The sequence below is a fragment of the Streptomyces sp. NPDC038135 genome (assembly GCF_055601245.1).
The window spans coordinates 292,114-308,733 of sequence record NZ_JBVJXS010000008.1; the positions used below are offsets into that span (position 1 = coordinate 292,114).

Here is a 16,620-nt window from a genome sequence, read left to right on the forward strand (position 1 = left end):
GGCGGGGTTCGCTTTTTCCCGTAGGCCTCTGTGTGATCAGGCGGCTGCGGGGAGGACCAGGAGCTGGCCCATCGCGGCCAGGACGGACGGTTCGACCCGGTAGTACACCCAGGTGCCGCGCCGCTCGGAGCTCAGCAGACCCGCCTCCTTCAGCTTCTTCAGGTGGTGCGAGACGGTCGGCTGGGAGACTCCGACGTCGGAGATGTCGCAGACGCACGCCTCGCCGCCCTCGTGCGAGGCGACAGCGGAGAACAGCCGCAGGCGGACCGGGTCACCGAGCGCCTTGAACATGCGGGCAGCCGTCTCGGCCTCCTCGGCGGTCATGGGCCTCTCGGTGAGCGGCGGGCAGCACGGTGCCACACCCCGCCCTTCGGGCTCGAGCAGCGGCAGCGGCTTCGCATTCGACATGCGTCTATGTTGACACACGTCGAACCAGGCGGGCCATGGTCGGCGCCGGCGGCCGCCTTCCACTGGAGTGACATGTCCGCCGCCGCGTCGCCGCGAGGGCGGGCCGGCCACCGCTGATCACCACCCCCCTTGGCCTCTCTCGCGGCTCTCAATTCGATGAATGTCTATGTTGACGCCTGTCGATACAGGTGTCACGCTTGCGATGCAGGCCATCGACAAACATCGAAACACGCAAGGAGTCGCCGTGAACGCGCCCACCACCGAGTTGCCCGTCGTCGTGATCGGAGCCGGGCCGGTCGGCCTGGCCGCCGCCGCCCACCTGGCCGAGCGCGGCCTCGCATCAGTGGTCCTGGAAGCCGGACAGACCGCCGGCGCCGGAGTGCGGGATTGGGCGCACGTGCGGCTGTTCTCCACGTGGGGCGAAGTGGTCGACCCCGCCGCCGAAAAGCTCCTCGCCCCCACCGGCTGGAGCAAGCCGGACGCGGGCGCCTACCCGTCCGGCGGGGACTGGGCCGACCTCTACCTGAAGCCCCTCGCGGACGCGCTCGGCGACACGGTCCGCACCGGCGCCCGGGTGACCGGCGTCTCCCGTACCGGGCGGGACCGGATCGTCGACGCCGACCGCGAGGCGCAGCCCTTCGTCGTCCACGTGGAGCACGCCGACGGCCGGGAGGAGCGCCTGTTCGCCCGGGCGGTCATCGACGCATCCGGCACCTGGGCCACCCCCGGGCCCGCCGGCGGCAGCGGCCTTCCGGCCCTCGGCGAGCGGGCGGCAGCCGAGAGGATCGCCTACCGCGTCCCCGATCTGAAGCACCCAGCTGTGCGGGCCCGGTACGCGGGCAGGCGCACCGCCGTCATCGGCTCCGGAGCCTCCGCGTTCACCGCGCTCGCCTACCTCGCCGACCTGGCCAAGTCCGACGACGGCACGGGCACGAAGGCCGTGTGGATTCTGCGTCGAGGCATCTCCGGCTCGACCTTCGGCGGCGGCACCGCTGACCAGCTCCCGGCCCGCGGCGCGCTCGGCCTGGCGGCCAAGGCGGCAGTGGACGACGGGCACGCGGACGCGGTCACGGGCTTCCGCACCGAGGTGATCGAGCGCGACGGCGACGGCCGCGTGGTCCTGGTCGCCGAGGACGGCCGTCGCCTGGAGCCGGTGGACGAGGTGATCGTACTGACCGGCTTCCGCCCCGACCTGTCGTTCCTCTCGGAGATCCGCCTCGGCCTGGACGAACGCCTCCAGGCGCCGACCGCACTCGCTCCGCTGATCGACCCCAACCAGCACTCCTGCGGCACCGTCCACCCGCACGGCCACCGGGAACTGGCCCACCCCGAGCAGGGCGTCTACCTGGTCGGCATGAAGTCCTACGGCCGAGCCCCGACGTTCCTCGCCATGACCGGCTATGAGCAGGTCCGCTCGGTCGTGGCCGCCCTCGCCGGCGACATCGAGACCGCCGACCGTGTCGAACTCGTGCTCCCGGAGACCGGGGTGTGCGGCGGAGCGGGTCTCTTCGACGCCCCCGAGACGGACCAGTCCGGCGGCGGATGCTGCACGCCGGCAACGCAGCCGATCCGCATCGGCGCCAACGTCCCTGCCGGGGAAGGGGCAGCGGGCGGCTGCTGCGGCTCCTGATCGATCCCAGCACTCGCCACCGCGGGGCCGCGACCGGATCGGGGGATCGGTCGCGGCCCCGGTGCTGCGACCGAGGTCGGCCCCCTCAGGCACCCCTCAACGCACCACCCCCTCCCCCTCTCCCCTCCTCTCCCCTCCCCTCCCCTCCGCACAGCTCCAGGGATACCCCCCGGGGTACCCGTGTTACGGTGGCATACATACCCGGGGGGGTAATCTCCGTGGAAGGGGCATTCTCCGTGTTCTTCATCGACACCATCGAGCTCGAGGGGCTGGGCAACCGCCATTACCTGGCCGGCGGCCGTGACACAGCCGTGGCGGTGGATCCGCCGCGCGACTTCGATCAGGTCCTGGCGGCCGCCGCCCGGCGTGGCGTGCGGATCTCGCACGTGGTGGAGACCCACATCCACAACGACTACGTCACCGGCGGCCTTGAGCTGGCCCGGGTCACGGGAGCCGCCTATCTGGTGCCGGCCGGGGCGGACGTGTCGTTCGCCCGGGTGCCGGTGGCCGACGGTCACACGGTGGCCGTGGACAGCGGTCTCGAGCTGCGGGCCGTCGCCACGCCCGGCCACACCCCGCACCACACCTCCTACGTGCTGCGGGAGAACGGCGTACCGGTGGCCGCGTTCACCGGCGGATCGCTGCTGATCGGCACGGTGGGCCGCCCCGACCTCGTCGAGCCCCGCCTCACCGAGCGGCTGGCGCGCGCCCAGCACGCCTCCGCCCACCGTCTCGCGGCCGAGCTGCCCGACGAGACCCCGGTGCTGCCGACGCACGGCTTCGGCAGCTTCTGTTCCTCGGCGCAGGCGGAGGGGGACGCGACGACGATCGGCAAGGAGAAGGCCGCCAACGCGGCGCTCACCCAGGACGTGGACTCCTTCGTCGCGGACCTGCTCGCCGGTCTCGAGGACATCCCCGCCTACTACGCGCACATGGGTCCGGCCAACGCCGCCGGTCCGGCCCCGGTCGACCTCACTCCCCCGGCCGTCGCGGACGCGGACGAGATCGCCGCGCGGCTCGCGGCCGGCGAGTGGGTGGTGGACCTGCGCAACCGGGTCGCGTTCGCGCGGGGCCATGTCGCCGGTTCGTTCAACTTCGAGGCGGACGGCAAGATCGCCACGTACCTGGCCTGGATGATCCCGTGGGGGAAGCCGGTCACGCTGCTCGCGGAGTCCCCCGAGCAACTGGCCGCCGCGCAGCGGGAGCTGGTCCGGGTGGGCATCGACCGGCCGGCCGCCGCCGCGACCGGGACGCCGGAGCAGTGGGTGCCCGAGGGCGGCCGGCCGGCCTCCTTCGCCCGCTCCACCTTCGCCGGCCTGGCCGAGCGCGGCACGGACGGCGTGGTCGTGCTGGACGTGCGACGGGACTCCGAGCGGGCCACCGGACACATCGAGGGGTCGGTGCACATCCCGGTCCACGAGCTGCACAAGCGGCTCGCCGAGGTACCAGTGGGCACCGTCTGGGTGCACTGCGCCGGCGGGATGCGGGCCGCCATCGCCGCCTCGCTGCTCGACGCCTCCGGACGGGACGTCGTGGCCGTGGACGACGGCTTCGACGCGGCCGCCCCCGCCGGACTGACCGTGGTCGCCGGCTGACCGGCCCTGGCACCCACCCCGTCCGACTTTCCGAGAGGTTGTGTGATGTTCCTCTTCCGTAGCGGCGACCACCGCGTCACCGTGGACGAGGCCCGCCGGCGCACCCAGGGCCCCGAGGCCCCGGCCGTCCTGCTGGACGTGCGCGAGCGGGACGAGTGGAACGCCGGGCACGCGCCCGGCGCGGTCCTCGCGCCCCTGTCCCGGCTGACCGCCGGGGCGGCGCTGCCGGCCGTCGCCCGGCAGCGGCCCCTGGTGGTGATCTGCCGCAGCGGGCACCGCTCGCGGCGGGCCACCGAGCTGCTCGCCCAAGGGGGCGCCGAGGCGGTGGACGTCAAGGGTGGCATGAAGGCGTGGGCCGCCGCCGGGCATCCGGTCGTCGACGAACGCGGGAACCACGGCTCGATAGCATGACCGCTCTGCTCCTCGCGCTCGTCGCCGGCGCCGTCGTCGGCCTGGCCCTCGGCGGCCTCGGCGGTGGCGGCAGCGTCCTCGCCGTGCCCGCCCTGATCTACCTGCTCGGCCTCACCCCGGCGGAGGCCACCACGGCCGCCCTGGTCATCGTCACCCTGACCTCGGTCACCGCCCTCGCCGGACACGCCCGGGACGGCAACGTCGCCTGGCGCACCGGGCTGCTCTTCGCGGCGGCGGGCATCGTGCCCGCGATGCTCGCCGGGGCCGCCGCGGGGCACCTCCCCCAGGCCGGGCTGACGGCGGCCTTCGCCGTCGTCGCGGCGCTCGCGGCGCTGCGCATGCTGCGTCCCGCCCGGACCGAGACGTCCGGCGCGGTGAGGCCCGGGAAGGCCGGCGCCGCCGGCGCCGGGCTCGGCGCGGTGACCGGGTTCCTCGGCGTGGGCGGCGGCTTCCTCGCCGTGCCGGCCCTGGTCGGTGTGCTGAGCCTGCCCATGCGCCGGGCCGTCGGCACCAGCCTGCTGGTCATCACGATCAACTCGCTGGCGGCGCTCGGCGCCCGGGCCGGCAGCGGGACGCACCTGGACTGGGCGGTCGTCGCCCCGTTCACCGCGGCGGCGATCCTCGGCGCCTGGGACGGCAAACGGCTCTCGAAGAAGATCAAGGGCCAGGCGCTGCAGCGGGTGTTCGCCTGCGTGCTGCTCGCGGTGGCAGCCCTCATGCTCCTCGACGCGCTCGTCTGACCACGGCGGCCCGGCCCGCACCGGCCCGCCTCACGACTCCAGCGGTACGGCCCCCGTCCGGGGCGCCTCCCCACACACAAGAAGGAAGAGATCCACGATGACCACCCCCGTCACCCTCGACCCCCAGCAGGCCCGCTCCCGGCTGCACGAACTCACCGTCATCGACGTCCGCACCCCCGGCGAGTACGCGGGCGGCCACATTCCCGGCGCCCTCAACATCCCGCTCGACCAGCTCGGCCGGGCGGTGCCGGAGATCCGGGCCGCCGCCGAGCGCGGCGAGGTCCTCGTCGTCTGCGCCTCGGGCGCCCGTTCCGAGAACGCCTGCCGGACGCTCGCCGAGAGCGGCGTCCACACCGCCACCCTCGCCGGCGGCACCGGCGCCTGGGCCGCCCAGGGCAACGACCTCGACCGTCCCGAGGGCGGCGCGCGGGCGACCTGGGGCATGGAGCGGCAGGTCCGCCTCACCGCGGGCTCCGTGGTCCTGCTCGGTCTGGCGCTGGGCGAGTTCGTGCACCCGGCCTTCCGGCTGCTGAGCGCGGGCATCGCCGGCGGACTGGTGTTCTCGGCGGTGACCAACACCTGCGGCATGGCCGCCATGCTCGCCAAGCTCCCGCACAACCGGCCCCGTCAGGCCGACCTGGAGGCGACGCTGACCCGTCTGCGCGGCAACTGAACCGGAGGCCGCGACGGGCGCGACACCGCGTCCCGCGGACGCCGGTGGACGGTCGGGCGCGGCGTGCCGCGCACGGCGGAGGGGTGACCCCGGGATCCGGGATCACCCCTCACGCGTGCGGGGCGGCGTCAGCCGAGGTCGCGCACCCTGATGGCGTGGATGCCGCGGCCGTGGGTGGCCGCGTACAGGGTGCCCCCGTCGGGGCTGAGCTTGAGCTGCAGCACGGCGACGGCCGGGAGGGAGCCGACGCGCTGCCACTTCGTGTGGCCCGGGGCGCGGTAGACGACGCCCAGGTCGGTGGCGAGGGCGAGCCCGCCGTTCGAGGTCACCACGGCGGAGTCGGCCGGCACGTCGGGCAGGTTCGCCGAGACGTCCTTCCAGGTGGCGCCGCCGTCGGTGGACTCGAACACATGACCCTTGCCGGCGCCGGGGCCCTCGGTCCAGTGCCGCGAGAAGCCGTTGACCGCGAGGAAGACGTGGTCGGCGTTCTTCGGGTCGACGGCGAAGCCGCTGAGGTAGCGGTTGGGCACCGTCCCGTCGGCGCCGGTGGCCGGCAGGGCGATGTCGTGCCAGCCGGTCCCGTCCGCGTTGCCGACGGCGATGCCGCGGGCGAACCCGTCCTCGTTGCAGGGCCCGCACCAGGCCGCGTACACCTTGCCGCCCGAGGCGGCGACGGCGGTCGCGGTGCGGCCGGCGCCGAGGTCGTACACGCTCCGCCACTCGGAGCCGCTGCGGATGGCGTAGCCGTGGTCCTGCACCCAGATGTGCCGGCCGCCGGCGATCCAGGTCGCGCTGTTCCTCATGTCGGCCGCGAGCGGGGCGATGAAGCGGGCCTCGCCGGTGATGTTGTCGGCCGGGGCGACGTTGTACGAGGTCGCCTTAGCGGGGTCGGTCATCCAGGAGCCGTCGTTCACGGCGCAGTTCTGGGTGACCTGGACGGCGAGGTAGACGTACTCCTCGGCGATGTCGCAGCCGTTGGCCGGGTCGGTGAGGGTGTCGCCGCCGTCGCCGCCGAAGTCGGAGCCCATCACCTTGTCGTCGCTGCGCAGGATCGACTGGCCGTTGTCCTGCAGACCTCCGGTGACGGCCACCCCGTGGTGGCCCGGGTCCCTGCCGACGCCCACCGAGTAGTACTGGAGGGTGTCGATGGTGCCGTCGTTGAGCGAGGTCCAGTCCGTGGCGTGGCCGGCGGAGTCCTGGGAGCCGTGCACCGGGCGGCGGTAGGCGCCGCCGTCGTTGCCGACGTAGACGTAACTCCTGCCGTGGTAGCGGCCGATCGCGACGCCGTGCTGGTCGGAGTGCGTGGTCTGGTTGCAGCTTCCGGTCTGCCGGGCGGGATCGATGCTCCAGCAGGGGAAGTTGAAGTTCCAGTACGGGCCCACGGTGGACCAGGTGGCGCCGCCGTCCCTGGTCTCGTAGACCTCTTCGAGGCCGGCGTAGACGTGCTTGGGGTCGGCCGGGTCGACGGTGAGGAACTGGTTGTACCAGGCCTGCACGCCCGGCATGTACCCGGCCGTGGTCAGCGCGGAGCCGTCGGCCGCCAGCTGCTTGTAGTCGGCGATCTTCGTCCAGGGCCCGAAGGGCGAGGCGGCGCTGTAGATGCCCTGCAGGCCGCTGTCGGGGTTCGTCGCCATCTGCTCGGGCGACTGGTCGATCGCGTAGTAGCGGGAGCCGTCGGCGGAGCGGGCGAAGGTGACCGTGCCGACGTTGTCGGCGTCGGTCGGCAGCTCGCCGAAGCCGCTGGTGATCCGCTGCCAGCCGCCGGCGGCCCTGGTGTAGAAGCCGTTGTAGTCGTCTCCGCTGCGCCAGCCGACCGCGAGGATCACCTTGGCGGGGTCCTTGGGGTCGACGGCGATGTCGTTGGTGATGTTCTTGTACGCGGCGTCCGCGTCCGTCGCCTTCGAACCGCCCGGCAGGTAGTCGGGGTTGGGCGCGAACTCCAGCTTCCAGGAGCCGTGCAGGTTCTTGGTGGAGTGGCTCCACACGCCCTCGCTGGTCGCCGCCCACACCTTGCCGCCGGCGAAGCGCAGTTGGCGGACGGTGGTGCTCTCCAGCTCGTCGCCGCCGACCCGGCTGCGGGTGGTGAAGGAGCCGTGGTGCGGGTCGGACAGCACGTACACGCCGCTGCCCAGGTAGGCGTCCGCGTTGGTGTTGGCCTCGCCGGTGCCGAGCCACAGCCGTCCGGCGCCGTCGACGGCGAGCGCTCCGGTGGACTGCGAGGGCAGCCGGTCGCTGATGGACCGCCAGTGCCCGCCGCCGGTCCGCGAGCGCCAGACCCCTCCGCCGGCGCTGCCCGCGTAGACGTAGCCGTCGTCGTCCGCGGCCATGGCGGCCATCCGCCCGGTGACGTCGCCGGAGCCGCCGCTGGAGTTGGAGTCGATGTCGCGGTAGCGCGGGTCGTCGGAGTCGTAGGTCAGCCCCGTGACGTGCCGCCAGTTCCCCTTCGTCTGCTTCAGGCCGGTCAGGCCGCGCCAGGCGGCGCCGTAGGCGCCCGGGGCGACCACGCCGGGCGCGGTGCGTGCCTCGGCGTACTGGTCGGCGCCCTCGGCTATCTCGTCGGCCTCGTTGCCGTCGTCCCCGTCCTCCGCCTTCGCCCGGGGGCCGGCGGCCCCGATGGCGTGCTCGCGCTGGGCGGCGAGCCGGTCGAGGGCGCGGACTCCGAAGGGACTTGCGTGGCGGCCGGGCGCGGCGGTCGCGGGTATCGCGACGAGCCCGGCGGTTGCCGTGATGGCACAGATCGTGAGCCATCGTCTGCTGCGGGTTGGTGCTGGCACCGGATCCTCCCGAACGGGTGTCGTACAGCCGTCGCAGGAGACCCGATCACGCGCGGGCGAGGGGGTCCGGCACTTGGCCAACTCTTTGTCCGGAACCTGTCAGTTGATGGGTACGCGCCGGGCCGCGGCGGCAGGTGCGTGGATCACCCCTCGGCCCTGGGCGACCAGCCGGGCGGCCCGAACAGATATCCCGCGCGCTGGCGCCAGTTCCGGGCCGCGCGGACGTCGCGCCAGGCGGCCGTGTACTCGTGGAAGGCGACCCGCACCGGGTTGTAGGTGCCGATGTTCTTCGTGAGGCCGTACACCGCGCGGGCGCCCTCCGGTTCGAAGGTCCCGAAGAGCCGGTCCCAGACGATGAGGACGCCGCCGTAGTTGCGGTCCAGGTACTCGTTGTTCGACCCGTGGTGGACGCGGTGGTGGGAGGGCGTGTTGAAGACGAGTTCCACCGGACGCCACAGCCTGTCGACCCGTTCGGTGTGCAGGAAGAACTGGTAGACGAGGCTGAAGGCCTGCTGCAGCAGGATCATCCACGGCGGGATGCCGAGCAGCGCCAGCGGCAGCCAGAACGGCAGGCCGGTCATCGGCGTCCAGCTCTGGCGCAGGGCGGTCGAGAGGTTGAAGCGGACGCTGGAGTGGTGGACCACGTGGCTCGCCCACAGCACCCTGACCCGGTGGTGGGCACGGTGGAAGGCGTAGTACGCCAGGTCGTCCGCGAAGAACAGCAGCAGCCACGTCCACGCCGAGGACGGGGAGAGCCGCCAGGGAGCGACGGTGAAGAGGGCCGCGTACACCACGACCGTCACCGCCTTCCACGGCACCGCGACGACCTGGCTGCCGGCACCCATCGACATGCTGGTCACCGTGTCGCGCAGCTCGTAGCCGCGTTCCTCGTCGTCCGGCAGGAAGCGGTAGGACAACGCCTCCACCACGACCAGGAGCACGAACGCCGGGATGGCGTAGACCACGGCAGGGATCATGTCAGCGCTCCGCCTTCCGGGGCGTCGTCGGGACACTTCGGGACAGCAGCTCACGCGCCAGGCGCTCGGCCGCCTCCGCCTCGCGCGCCTCGATGTGGGCGGCGAGCCGGAGCCGGGCCGCCGCGTCGAGGAGTTCCGCCGTCCGCAGGTCGCCGGGCACGTCGGCGACCGGAAGCGTGCCTCCGACGAGGCTGTTGAAGGCCAGCAGGTAGGCGACGTTCCCGGAACCCTCCACGACGAGCCGCCACCACGCGATGTCGGCCTCGTCCAGTTCGGCCGGATCGGGTCCGCTGCGCGCGTACCGCTCAGCGGCCTCGACGATCTCGCGGGCGGCCTTCCCGGAGCACCGGATCGCGCACAGGCGGGCCGCGTCGGCGCCGACGCACGCCCGCATCTCCAGGGCGTCCCGCGCGAGGTCCTCGACCGAGGGCCCCGCGTCGGCCGCCGCGATGCCCAGGGCCAGGTCGAGGCCCGCGGAGCGCCGCCAGTCCTGGACGAGTGTGCGCCCGCCGTGACTGACCCGCACGAGCCGCGCCTGCTGGAGGCGTTTGACGGCCTCACGGACGGCGTGCCGGTTCACGCCGAATTCGGAAGCCAGCTCGCGTTCGGCCATGAGCGCCGAGCCGGGCGGCAGTCCGCCGTCGAGGATCCTGTCGCGCAGGACGGCGAAGAGCTGGTCGGAGACCGCCTCACGCCGTATGCCGTGCCGTGTCATGGCGAGCAGCGTGGACCGGCCGCGGCCACTGGTCAACTGGTTGGACCAGTTTTTCCGGGGTCTTCGGCGATTGACCGAAAGCGCACCGCCCCGCGTGATTGTGGCGTGCCGTTCGGGAAACCACGCCCCAGGACCAGACCGGCACCGCCGACCGAACGGAGACCAGGTGATGGCCACCATGCCAGGCACAGCCCCGCCGCGCACAGCCGAGCCCAGCAGTCTGCGCCTGCCGGGGACCGTCCTCGGCGTGGGGCTGGGCGGGTTCGTCGACGGCATCCTCCTGCACCAGCTCCTGCAGTGGCACCACATGCTCACCAGCACCAACCACGACCGCATCGGGGTGAAGTACTACGACCCCCACACGGTCTCGGGCCTGCGGATGAACACGGTGTGGGACGGCGTCTTCCACGCGGTGTGCTGGGTGGCCGTGCTCCTGGGCCTGGCCCTGCTGTACTCGCGCGTCACGCACAACCGGCGGGCCGTGTGGACCTCACGGGTCCTGTGGGGCTGGATCCTCTTCGGCTGGGGCCTGTTCAACCTGGTCGAGGGCCTCCTCGACCACCAGATCCTGGGGATCCACCACGTCCACGGGGGTCCCCACCAGGCGTGGTGGGACGCCGGTTTCCTGGTGCTCGGCGCTGTTCTCATGCTCGCCGGTCATCTGATCCAGCGCGGCGGAACGCCTCACGACCCGGCGGCGCCCCGCGACGCCAAGGACCACGCCTGATGGGCGACATGCACCACCACGGCGGTGCCGGCGGTATGCCCGCGGCCGTGCCGGCGGCGCTGATCCTGGCGGTCCTGCTGGCCGCGGCCGGCTGCCATCTGCTCGCGGTGCGCCGCGTCCGGCGCCGCAACCCCGCACGCGGCTGGAGCCGTTGGCGGTCGGCGTCGTTCCTGGGCGGGCTGTGCCTGCTGGCGATCGCCCTGCTTCCGCCGTTGTCGTCCGCCGCGCACGCCGACTTCCGTGGGCACATGGCGCAGCACATGCTCGTCGGCATGTACGCGCCGACCGCGCTGGTGCTGGCGGCGCCGGTGACACTCCTGCTGCGAGCGCTGCCGGCCGCCCGGGCCCGCACGCTCTCGGCGCTGCTGCACAGCGGCCCGGTCCGGGTGCTGACCCGTCCGGCGGTGGCGCTCGCCCTGAGCACCGGCAGCCTCGCGGTGCTCTACTTCACGCCGGTCTACAACGCCGCCATGGGCCACCCCCTGGGGCACTGGCTGATGCTGGCGCACTTCCTGGCGTCGGGATGCCTGTTCGCCCACGCCGTCGCCGGCCCCGACCCCGCGCCCGCCCGTCCCGGAGTCCGGGCCCGGCTGGTGTACCTGGGCGTCGCGATCGCCGCGCACGCCCTGATCGCCCAGGCGATGTACGGCGGGTTCTACGTCGACATCCGCGCCCCCGTCGAACAGGTCCGGCAGGGCGCGGAGATCATGTACTACGGCGGCGACATCGCCGAACTCCTGCTGGCCGGTGCGCTGATGGCGACCTGGCGGCCCGAGCGCCGCCCGGGGACCGTCCCGCGGCCGGGAGGTCTCGGAGCGACCGCGACGGCGGGAGACTGATCCAGGCCGGGTTTGACCCTCGACCTGGTCGAGGGCTCAGGGTTCCGGGTGTGGAGAGCGAGATGCGCAGTATCGGAGAGACGGCCCGCGCCAGCGGACTGGGCGTGAGCGCCCTGCGGTTCTACGACCGGGCGGGCGTGCTGGTCCCGGTCCGGGTGGACCCGGTGAGCGGGTACCGCTGGTACGGCGAGGAGCAGCTGGCGGAGGCCCGGGTGCTGGCGCGCCTGCGCCGGGCCGGTATGCCGCTGGCGGACATCCGGCTGGTGCTGGCCGCCTGGTCCGGAACCGACACCGCCCTGGCCCGCACCCTGCTGGCGGCCCATCTGCGCCGGCTGGAGGCCGGACTGTCCGATGCGCGCGCCGAGTTCTCCGCACTCCGAGCCCTACTCGACCAGAGGGAGAACCCCATGTCCCCGCGCGACACCGCCCCCGTCAGCCTGTCCGTCCCGGCCCCGGCACTCGCCGCCGCCCTGGACGCGGTGCGCTTCGCGGTCGGCACCGACCCCGAACTTCCCATGCTCGGCGGCGTCCTGTTCGACGTCGACGGAGACGGCGTGCACACCGTGGCCACCGACCGCTACCGGATGGCCGTCTCCCGGACGGCGGCCATCGGGCACGCCGGCCCGCGCGTCCAGGCCGTCGTGCCCGCCCCGCTCGCCGACGCCATGCGCGCCCTGCTCGGCGGCGAGGGGCCCGTGCGGCTGGAGCTGGACGGCGACCGGGTGAGGCTGGAGGCCGGCGACCGTCAGGTGGCCGGGCAGTGCCTCGACCACGACTTCCCCGACTACCGCCGCCTCGTCCACCTGCCGGCGGGCCGCCGCGTCCTCGTGGACACGTCCGTCCTGCGCGAGGCGCTCGAGACGGGCCCGGTCCACGAACAGGAAGGCTCAGCAGCCGACTTGAGCGTGCTCGAAGTGACGGACGACGACACGGTGACCGTCCGCGAGGAGGCCGGGGCCGGCCAGGACGTCATCGCGGTCAACCGCGCGTTCCTCCTCCAGGCCCTCACCGCCGCCGCCCACGACCGCCTCGTCCTGGAGTCCACGTCCCCGACGGCCCCGCTCGCGATCCGCCGCCCGGACGACGAGCACACCTTCTCCCTGCTGATGCCGGTGCGGCTGGACGACTGACGCGAGCGGGAAGCGGTGAGGGGAAGGCGGCGCCTGCCTAGCATGTGCATGTCGGACGCCCTGCAGGGTCACGCCCGGCGAGCCGGGAGGAAGCCGATGCGTCGACCACGCGAGCTGCCGCCCCACCGGGTGGTGATCCGCCGTGCCGGCTGACGGGCGCGGGCGGACCGCCGGGTGGGCGAAGGCGCTGGCCGGCTTCGTGCTCCTGGTGCTTTTCCCCCTGGTCGCCTGGTTGTTCGTCTCCTTCCACGGGTCGGGCGCGTTCCCCTGGTGAGGTGGGCGGGCGCGGGGCCGGCGGTGCGGTTCGGGGCCTGGAGGACACCGTGTGACACGGTGCCGCCCCGCCCCCGTCGACAGCGGCCCTCAGGTGCGCAGCCACACGGCCGTGTCCCGCGGCAGCCGGCCCGCGCCGTCGAGCGGGCCGCTGGCCAGCAGCAGGGTCTCGTGCGGCGGGAGTTCGGCCGCACGCTCGGAGAGGTTGACGACGCAGACCAGGCCGTGCGCCCGGGTGAAGGCGAGGATGCCGTCGCCGGCGGGCAGCCAGGTGAGGGGTCCGTCCCCGAAGCCCGGGACGGACCGGCGCAGGAGGAGGGCGGCACGGTACAGGGCGAGCATCGAGTCCGGGTCGGCCGTCTGCCGGTCGACGGCGTAGCGGTCCCAGCCCTCGGGCTGCGGGAGCCAGGGTTCGGCTCCGGCGCCGAACCCGCACCACCGCGCGTCGCCCTCCCACGGCAGCGGGATGCGGCAGCCGTCCCGTCCCGGGTCGGCGCCTCCCGAACGGAAGTGCATGGGGTCCTGGATGCTCTCCACCGGGACCTCGGCCTCGGGCAGCCCCAGCTCCTCCCCCTGGTAGAGATAGACGGAGCCGGGCAGGGCCAGGGTCAGCAGGGCGGCGGCGCGGGCCCGCCGGGTGCCCAGTTCGAGGTCGGTCGGGGTGCCGAAGGCCTTCGCGGCGAAGTCGAAGGAGGTGTCGGCGCGCCCGTAGCGGGTGACGGTTCGTGTGACGTCGTGGTTGCAGAGCACCCAGGTGGCCGGGGCCCCGACGGGGGCGTGCTCGGCGAGGGTGTCGTCGATGGCGCTCCGCAGCCGGTCCGGCTCCCAGGGGCAGGCCAGGAAGTTGAAGTTGAAGGCGGTGTGGAGTTCGTCGGGCCGCAGATAGCGGGCGAAGCGCTCCGCGTCCGGCAGCCAGACCTCGCCGACGAACACCGCCCCGTACTCGTCGGCGATCGACCGCCAGGAGCGGTAGACGTCGTGCAGCTCGTCCTGGTCGATGTACGGGTGGGGGTCCACGCCCTCCTCGAAGTCGGCGAGCGCGGGGTCCTTGACCAGCAGGGCGGCGGAGTCGATGCGTACGCCGGCGACACCGCGTTCGAACCAGAACCGCAGGATCTCCTCGTGCTCCCGGCGGACCGCTGGATGCGCCCAGTTGAGGTCGGGCTGCTCCGGGGTGAAGAGGTGCAGGTACCAGTCGCCGTCGGGCACCCGGGTCCAGGTGGGTCCGGAGAACTGTGACGGCCAGTCGTTGGGCGGCAGTTCACCGCTCCCGCCGCGCCCGGGCCGGAAGTGGAACAGCTCGCGCTCGGGGCTGCCGGGCCCGGCCGCCAGCGCGGCGCGGAACCAGGGGTGCTGGTCGGACACGTGGTTGGGGACGATGTCGACGATGACCCGGATGCCCAGTTCGGCGGCCTCCGCGATGAGCTTCTCGGCTTCGGCCAGGGTGCCGAACGCGGGGTCGATCGTGCGGTAGTCGGAGACGTCGTAGCCGCCGTCCACCAGCGGGGAGGCGTACCAGGGGGTGAACCAGACGGCGTCGACGCCCAGCCGTGCGAGGTGGGGCAGTCTCGCCCGGACTCCCGCGAGGTCCCCGGTGCCGTCGCCGTCGCCGTCGGCGAAGCTGCGCGGGTACACCTGGTAGATGACGGCGTCGCGCCACCAGTCGTCGGTGCGGGGCGAGTGAGGGGCTGCCAACTGACGTTCCTTTCGGGCAGGGTGGATCTTCGCCGCCGGCCCGGATGCTGCGGGGCGTCGGACGGGCCGGCGGCGAAGGCTGGGTGGGAGGGGCGGCCGGGAGGATGCGGGCGGTGCGGTCAGCCCTTGAGGCCGCCGGCGGTGAGGCCGCTCATGATGTTCCGCTGGAAGACCAGGAAGATCAGCAGGGTCGGCAGCGAGGCGATCGTCAGGGCGGCGATCAGGATGTTCACGGGGACCCCGGTGGAGAGCGAGTAGATCCCCACGTTGAGGGTCTGCTTCGACGGGTCGGGCAGGGTGAGCATCGGCCAGAGGAAGTCCTTCCAGACGCCGACGATCGCGAAGATCGACACCACGCCGAGGATCGGCCGGGAGATGGGCAGCACGATCGACCACAGGATCCGCGTCGGGGAGGCGCCGTCCATGGCGGCCGCGTCGAGGAGTTCCCTCGGGACGGAGTCGAAGAACCGCTTCAGCAGGAAGATGTTGAAGGCGTTGGTGACCGAGGGGAGCCAGATCGCCCAGGGCGAGTCGAGCAGGTTGCGGTGCACGAGCGGCACGTCGAGAACGGTCAGGTACTGGGGTACGACGAGCACGGTGGCCGGGATCATGAGCGTCGCCAGCATCATGCCGAGGATCGCCTTGCCGAGGACCGGGCGGAGCTTGGACAGGGAGTAGGCGGCGGCCACGTCCAGGACGAGCTGGCAGGCCAGCGCGCCGAACGCGTAGAACGTCGTGTTGAGCAGCAGCCGGGCAAGGTCCATGACGTCCCAGGCGCGGGTGTAGTTGCCCGGGGTGAAGGACCTCGGCACCAGGGTCGGCGGGGTCCGGATCACCTCCTGCGGGTCCTTCACCCCGCTGGAGGCCAGCCAGTAGAGCGGCCCGAGGAACACCAGGACGAAGGCCGCGACGACCAGGACGAAGACGGTCCAGTAGAGGAACCTGCCCCGCGGTCGTGCGAGTTGGGAGGGTGAGATGAGTGTGCGTGTGGACATGCCGGTCTCCCCGTCTACTCGTCGCGGGCGCGGCTGAGCCGTACGTACGCCGCCGAGAAACCGGCGAGGAGTACGAGCAGGAGCAGGCCGAGCGCCGCCGCGGCACCGTAGTCGTTGAAGTTGAAGGCGTACTGGTAGATGAGGTAGACGACCGTGGTGGTCGAACCCTCGGGGCCGGCGCCGCCGGTGAGCAGGAACGGCTCGACGAACACCTGCATGGTCGCGATGACCTGCATCAGCAGCATCAGCGAAAGGATCAGCCGGGTCTGCGGGATCGTGACGTGCCAGACCTTGCGCAGCAGGCCGGCGCCGTCGAGTTCGGCCGCCTCGTACAGCTCGCCGGGGATGCCCTGCAGCGCGGCCAGGTAGATCAGGGTCGCGCCGCCCATGTTCATCCAGGTCGAGGCGACGACCACGGACAGCATCGACAGGCCGGGGTCCTGCAGCCACTGCTGCTCGGGGAGGTGCAAAAACCGCAGCAGCTCGTTCAGCAGGCCGTATCCGGGGTCGTACAGGTACTTGAAGAGCAGTACCGAGGCGACCGGCGGGAGCATGACGGGCAGGTAGACGAGGAGCCGGAGGAAGCCCTGGCCGTGCCGGAACTCGTTGATGACGATCGCGGTGACGAAGGGCACCGCGAAGCCGAGGACCAGCGCCAGCAGGGTGAACAGCAGGGTGTTGCGCCAGGCCTGCCAGAAGGCGGGGTCGTGGTAGACGGTTTCCAGGTTGTCCAGGCCCACCCAGTGGGTCCCGCCGTTGCCGGTCCTCTGGAACGCGAGGGCGAACTCCCTGATCATCGGGTACCAGGAGAACACCGCGAAACAGATCACCGCGCCGATGAGGAAGCCGTGGGCGGTGAGGTTGCGCCGCAGGCCGCGGGCGAACCGGCCGCCGGGCGGTGGCGGGCCCGCCGGGCTCGGGGGTGCCGGGCGGGCGGGGTCCGCCGTGCTCGGGGTCAGACTGGGGGCCGCCATCGTCGCTCCTTGGTGCTCGACTGCCGGGTTGCTGGGGCGCACACGCGGCGAGGGCCGCGGGGCG

Annotated in this window: 16 protein-coding genes; 9 read left to right on the forward strand and 7 right to left on the reverse strand. The window is 72.9% G+C overall.

Annotated features, from left to right (window positions below; genetic code table 11):
* Positions 1 to 36: 36 nt before the first annotated feature.
* Entirely contained in the window at positions 37 to 408 is a 372-nt protein-coding gene (locus tag ACZ7JA_RS24155) for an ArsR/SmtB family transcription factor (protein WP_389301421.1), read from the reverse strand.
* 244 nt (positions 409 to 652) lie between these two features.
* Here ACZ7JA_RS24155 and ACZ7JA_RS24160 point away from each other — a divergent pair, with 244 nt between their 5' ends.
* From ACZ7JA_RS24160 to ACZ7JA_RS24180, 5 genes are all read left to right on the forward strand, one after another.
* Positions 653 to 2,038 carry an NAD(P)-binding domain-containing protein gene (locus tag ACZ7JA_RS24160; protein WP_470810350.1) on the forward strand — a complete coding sequence of 462 codons (1,386 nt, stop codon included), beginning with the start codon at positions 653 to 655 and terminating at the stop codon, positions 2,036 to 2,038.
* Positions 2,039 to 2,274: 236 nt separating this feature from the next.
* A complete protein-coding gene (locus ACZ7JA_RS24165; protein WP_470810353.1) occupies positions 2,275 to 3,633 on the forward strand; it encodes a rhodanese-like domain-containing protein in 1,359 nt (452 codons plus the stop codon).
* A 45-nt stretch (positions 3,634 to 3,678) separates the two neighbouring features.
* Positions 3,679 to 4,044: a rhodanese-like domain-containing protein gene (locus ACZ7JA_RS24170; protein ID WP_470810355.1), complete on the forward strand. Its 366-nt coding sequence runs from the start codon at positions 3,679 to 3,681 to the stop codon at positions 4,042 to 4,044.
* Positions 4,041 to 4,784, forward strand: coding sequence for a sulfite exporter TauE/SafE family protein (locus ACZ7JA_RS24175; protein ID WP_389301410.1), 744 nt, complete (start codon positions 4,041 to 4,043; stop codon positions 4,782 to 4,784). Before ACZ7JA_RS24170 ends, ACZ7JA_RS24175 begins: the two co-directional genes overlap by 4 nt.
* A gap of 97 nt (positions 4,785 to 4,881) precedes the next feature.
* The gene (locus tag ACZ7JA_RS24180) at positions 4,882 to 5,457 is read left to right on the forward strand and encodes a rhodanese-like domain-containing protein (protein ID WP_351668077.1); all 576 of its coding nucleotides are present in this window, start codon (positions 4,882 to 4,884) and stop codon (positions 5,455 to 5,457) included.
* A 128-nt stretch (positions 5,458 to 5,585) separates the two neighbouring features.
* Here the strand turns inward: ACZ7JA_RS24180 and ACZ7JA_RS24185 are convergent, their stop codons facing one another.
* From ACZ7JA_RS24185 to ACZ7JA_RS24195, 3 genes are all read right to left on the reverse strand, one after another.
* Positions 5,586 to 8,231, reverse strand: coding sequence for a beta propeller repeat protein (locus tag ACZ7JA_RS24185; RefSeq protein ID WP_470810360.1), 2,646 nt, complete (start codon positions 8,229 to 8,231; stop codon positions 5,586 to 5,588).
* A 143-nt stretch (positions 8,232 to 8,374) separates the two neighbouring features.
* Positions 8,375 to 9,208 carry a sterol desaturase family protein gene (locus ACZ7JA_RS24190; RefSeq protein ID WP_351668081.1) on the reverse strand — a complete coding sequence of 278 codons (834 nt, stop codon included), beginning with the start codon at positions 9,206 to 9,208 and terminating at the stop codon, positions 8,375 to 8,377.
* A 1-nt stretch (position 9,209) separates the two neighbouring features.
* Complete coding sequence (locus tag ACZ7JA_RS24195; RefSeq protein ID WP_351668083.1) at positions 9,210 to 9,923, reverse strand: FadR/GntR family transcriptional regulator; 714 nt, start codon at positions 9,921 to 9,923, stop codon at positions 9,210 to 9,212.
* A gap of 169 nt (positions 9,924 to 10,092) precedes the next feature.
* Between ACZ7JA_RS24195 and ACZ7JA_RS24200 the strand changes: the two genes are divergently transcribed.
* From ACZ7JA_RS24200 to ACZ7JA_RS24215, 4 genes are all read left to right on the forward strand, one after another.
* The gene (locus ACZ7JA_RS24200; RefSeq protein WP_351668085.1) at positions 10,093 to 10,650 is read left to right on the forward strand and encodes a DUF2243 domain-containing protein; all 558 of its coding nucleotides are present in this window, start codon (positions 10,093 to 10,095) and stop codon (positions 10,648 to 10,650) included.
* Between the two features lie 8 nt (positions 10,651 to 10,658).
* The gene (locus ACZ7JA_RS24205) at positions 10,659 to 11,489 is read left to right on the forward strand and encodes a cytochrome c oxidase assembly protein (protein ID WP_450747280.1); all 831 of its coding nucleotides are present in this window, start codon (positions 10,659 to 10,661) and stop codon (positions 11,487 to 11,489) included.
* A 62-nt stretch (positions 11,490 to 11,551) separates the two neighbouring features.
* Positions 11,552 to 12,619: a DNA polymerase III subunit beta family protein gene (locus ACZ7JA_RS24210; RefSeq protein WP_470810364.1), complete on the forward strand. Its 1,068-nt coding sequence runs from the start codon at positions 11,552 to 11,554 to the stop codon at positions 12,617 to 12,619.
* A gap of 142 nt (positions 12,620 to 12,761) precedes the next feature.
* Positions 12,762 to 12,893, forward strand: a complete 132-nt coding sequence (locus ACZ7JA_RS24215) for a hypothetical protein (RefSeq protein ID WP_393433711.1) — start codon at positions 12,762 to 12,764, stop codon at positions 12,891 to 12,893.
* A gap of 89 nt (positions 12,894 to 12,982) precedes the next feature.
* Here the strand turns inward: ACZ7JA_RS24215 and ACZ7JA_RS24220 are convergent, their stop codons facing one another.
* From ACZ7JA_RS24220 to ACZ7JA_RS24230, 3 genes are all read right to left on the reverse strand, one after another.
* On the reverse strand, positions 12,983 to 14,587 hold the full coding sequence (locus ACZ7JA_RS24220) for a glycoside hydrolase family 13 protein (RefSeq protein WP_351668091.1): 1,605 nt from the start codon (positions 14,585 to 14,587) through the stop codon (positions 12,983 to 12,985).
* 119 nt (positions 14,588 to 14,706) lie between these two features.
* A complete protein-coding gene (locus tag ACZ7JA_RS24225; RefSeq protein WP_450747278.1) occupies positions 14,707 to 15,582 on the reverse strand; it encodes a carbohydrate ABC transporter permease in 876 nt (291 codons plus the stop codon).
* A 14-nt stretch (positions 15,583 to 15,596) separates the two neighbouring features.
* Positions 15,597 to 16,556: a carbohydrate ABC transporter permease gene (locus ACZ7JA_RS24230; RefSeq protein ID WP_351668095.1), complete on the reverse strand. Its 960-nt coding sequence runs from the start codon at positions 16,554 to 16,556 to the stop codon at positions 15,597 to 15,599.
* Positions 16,557 to 16,620 lie beyond the last annotated feature (64 nt).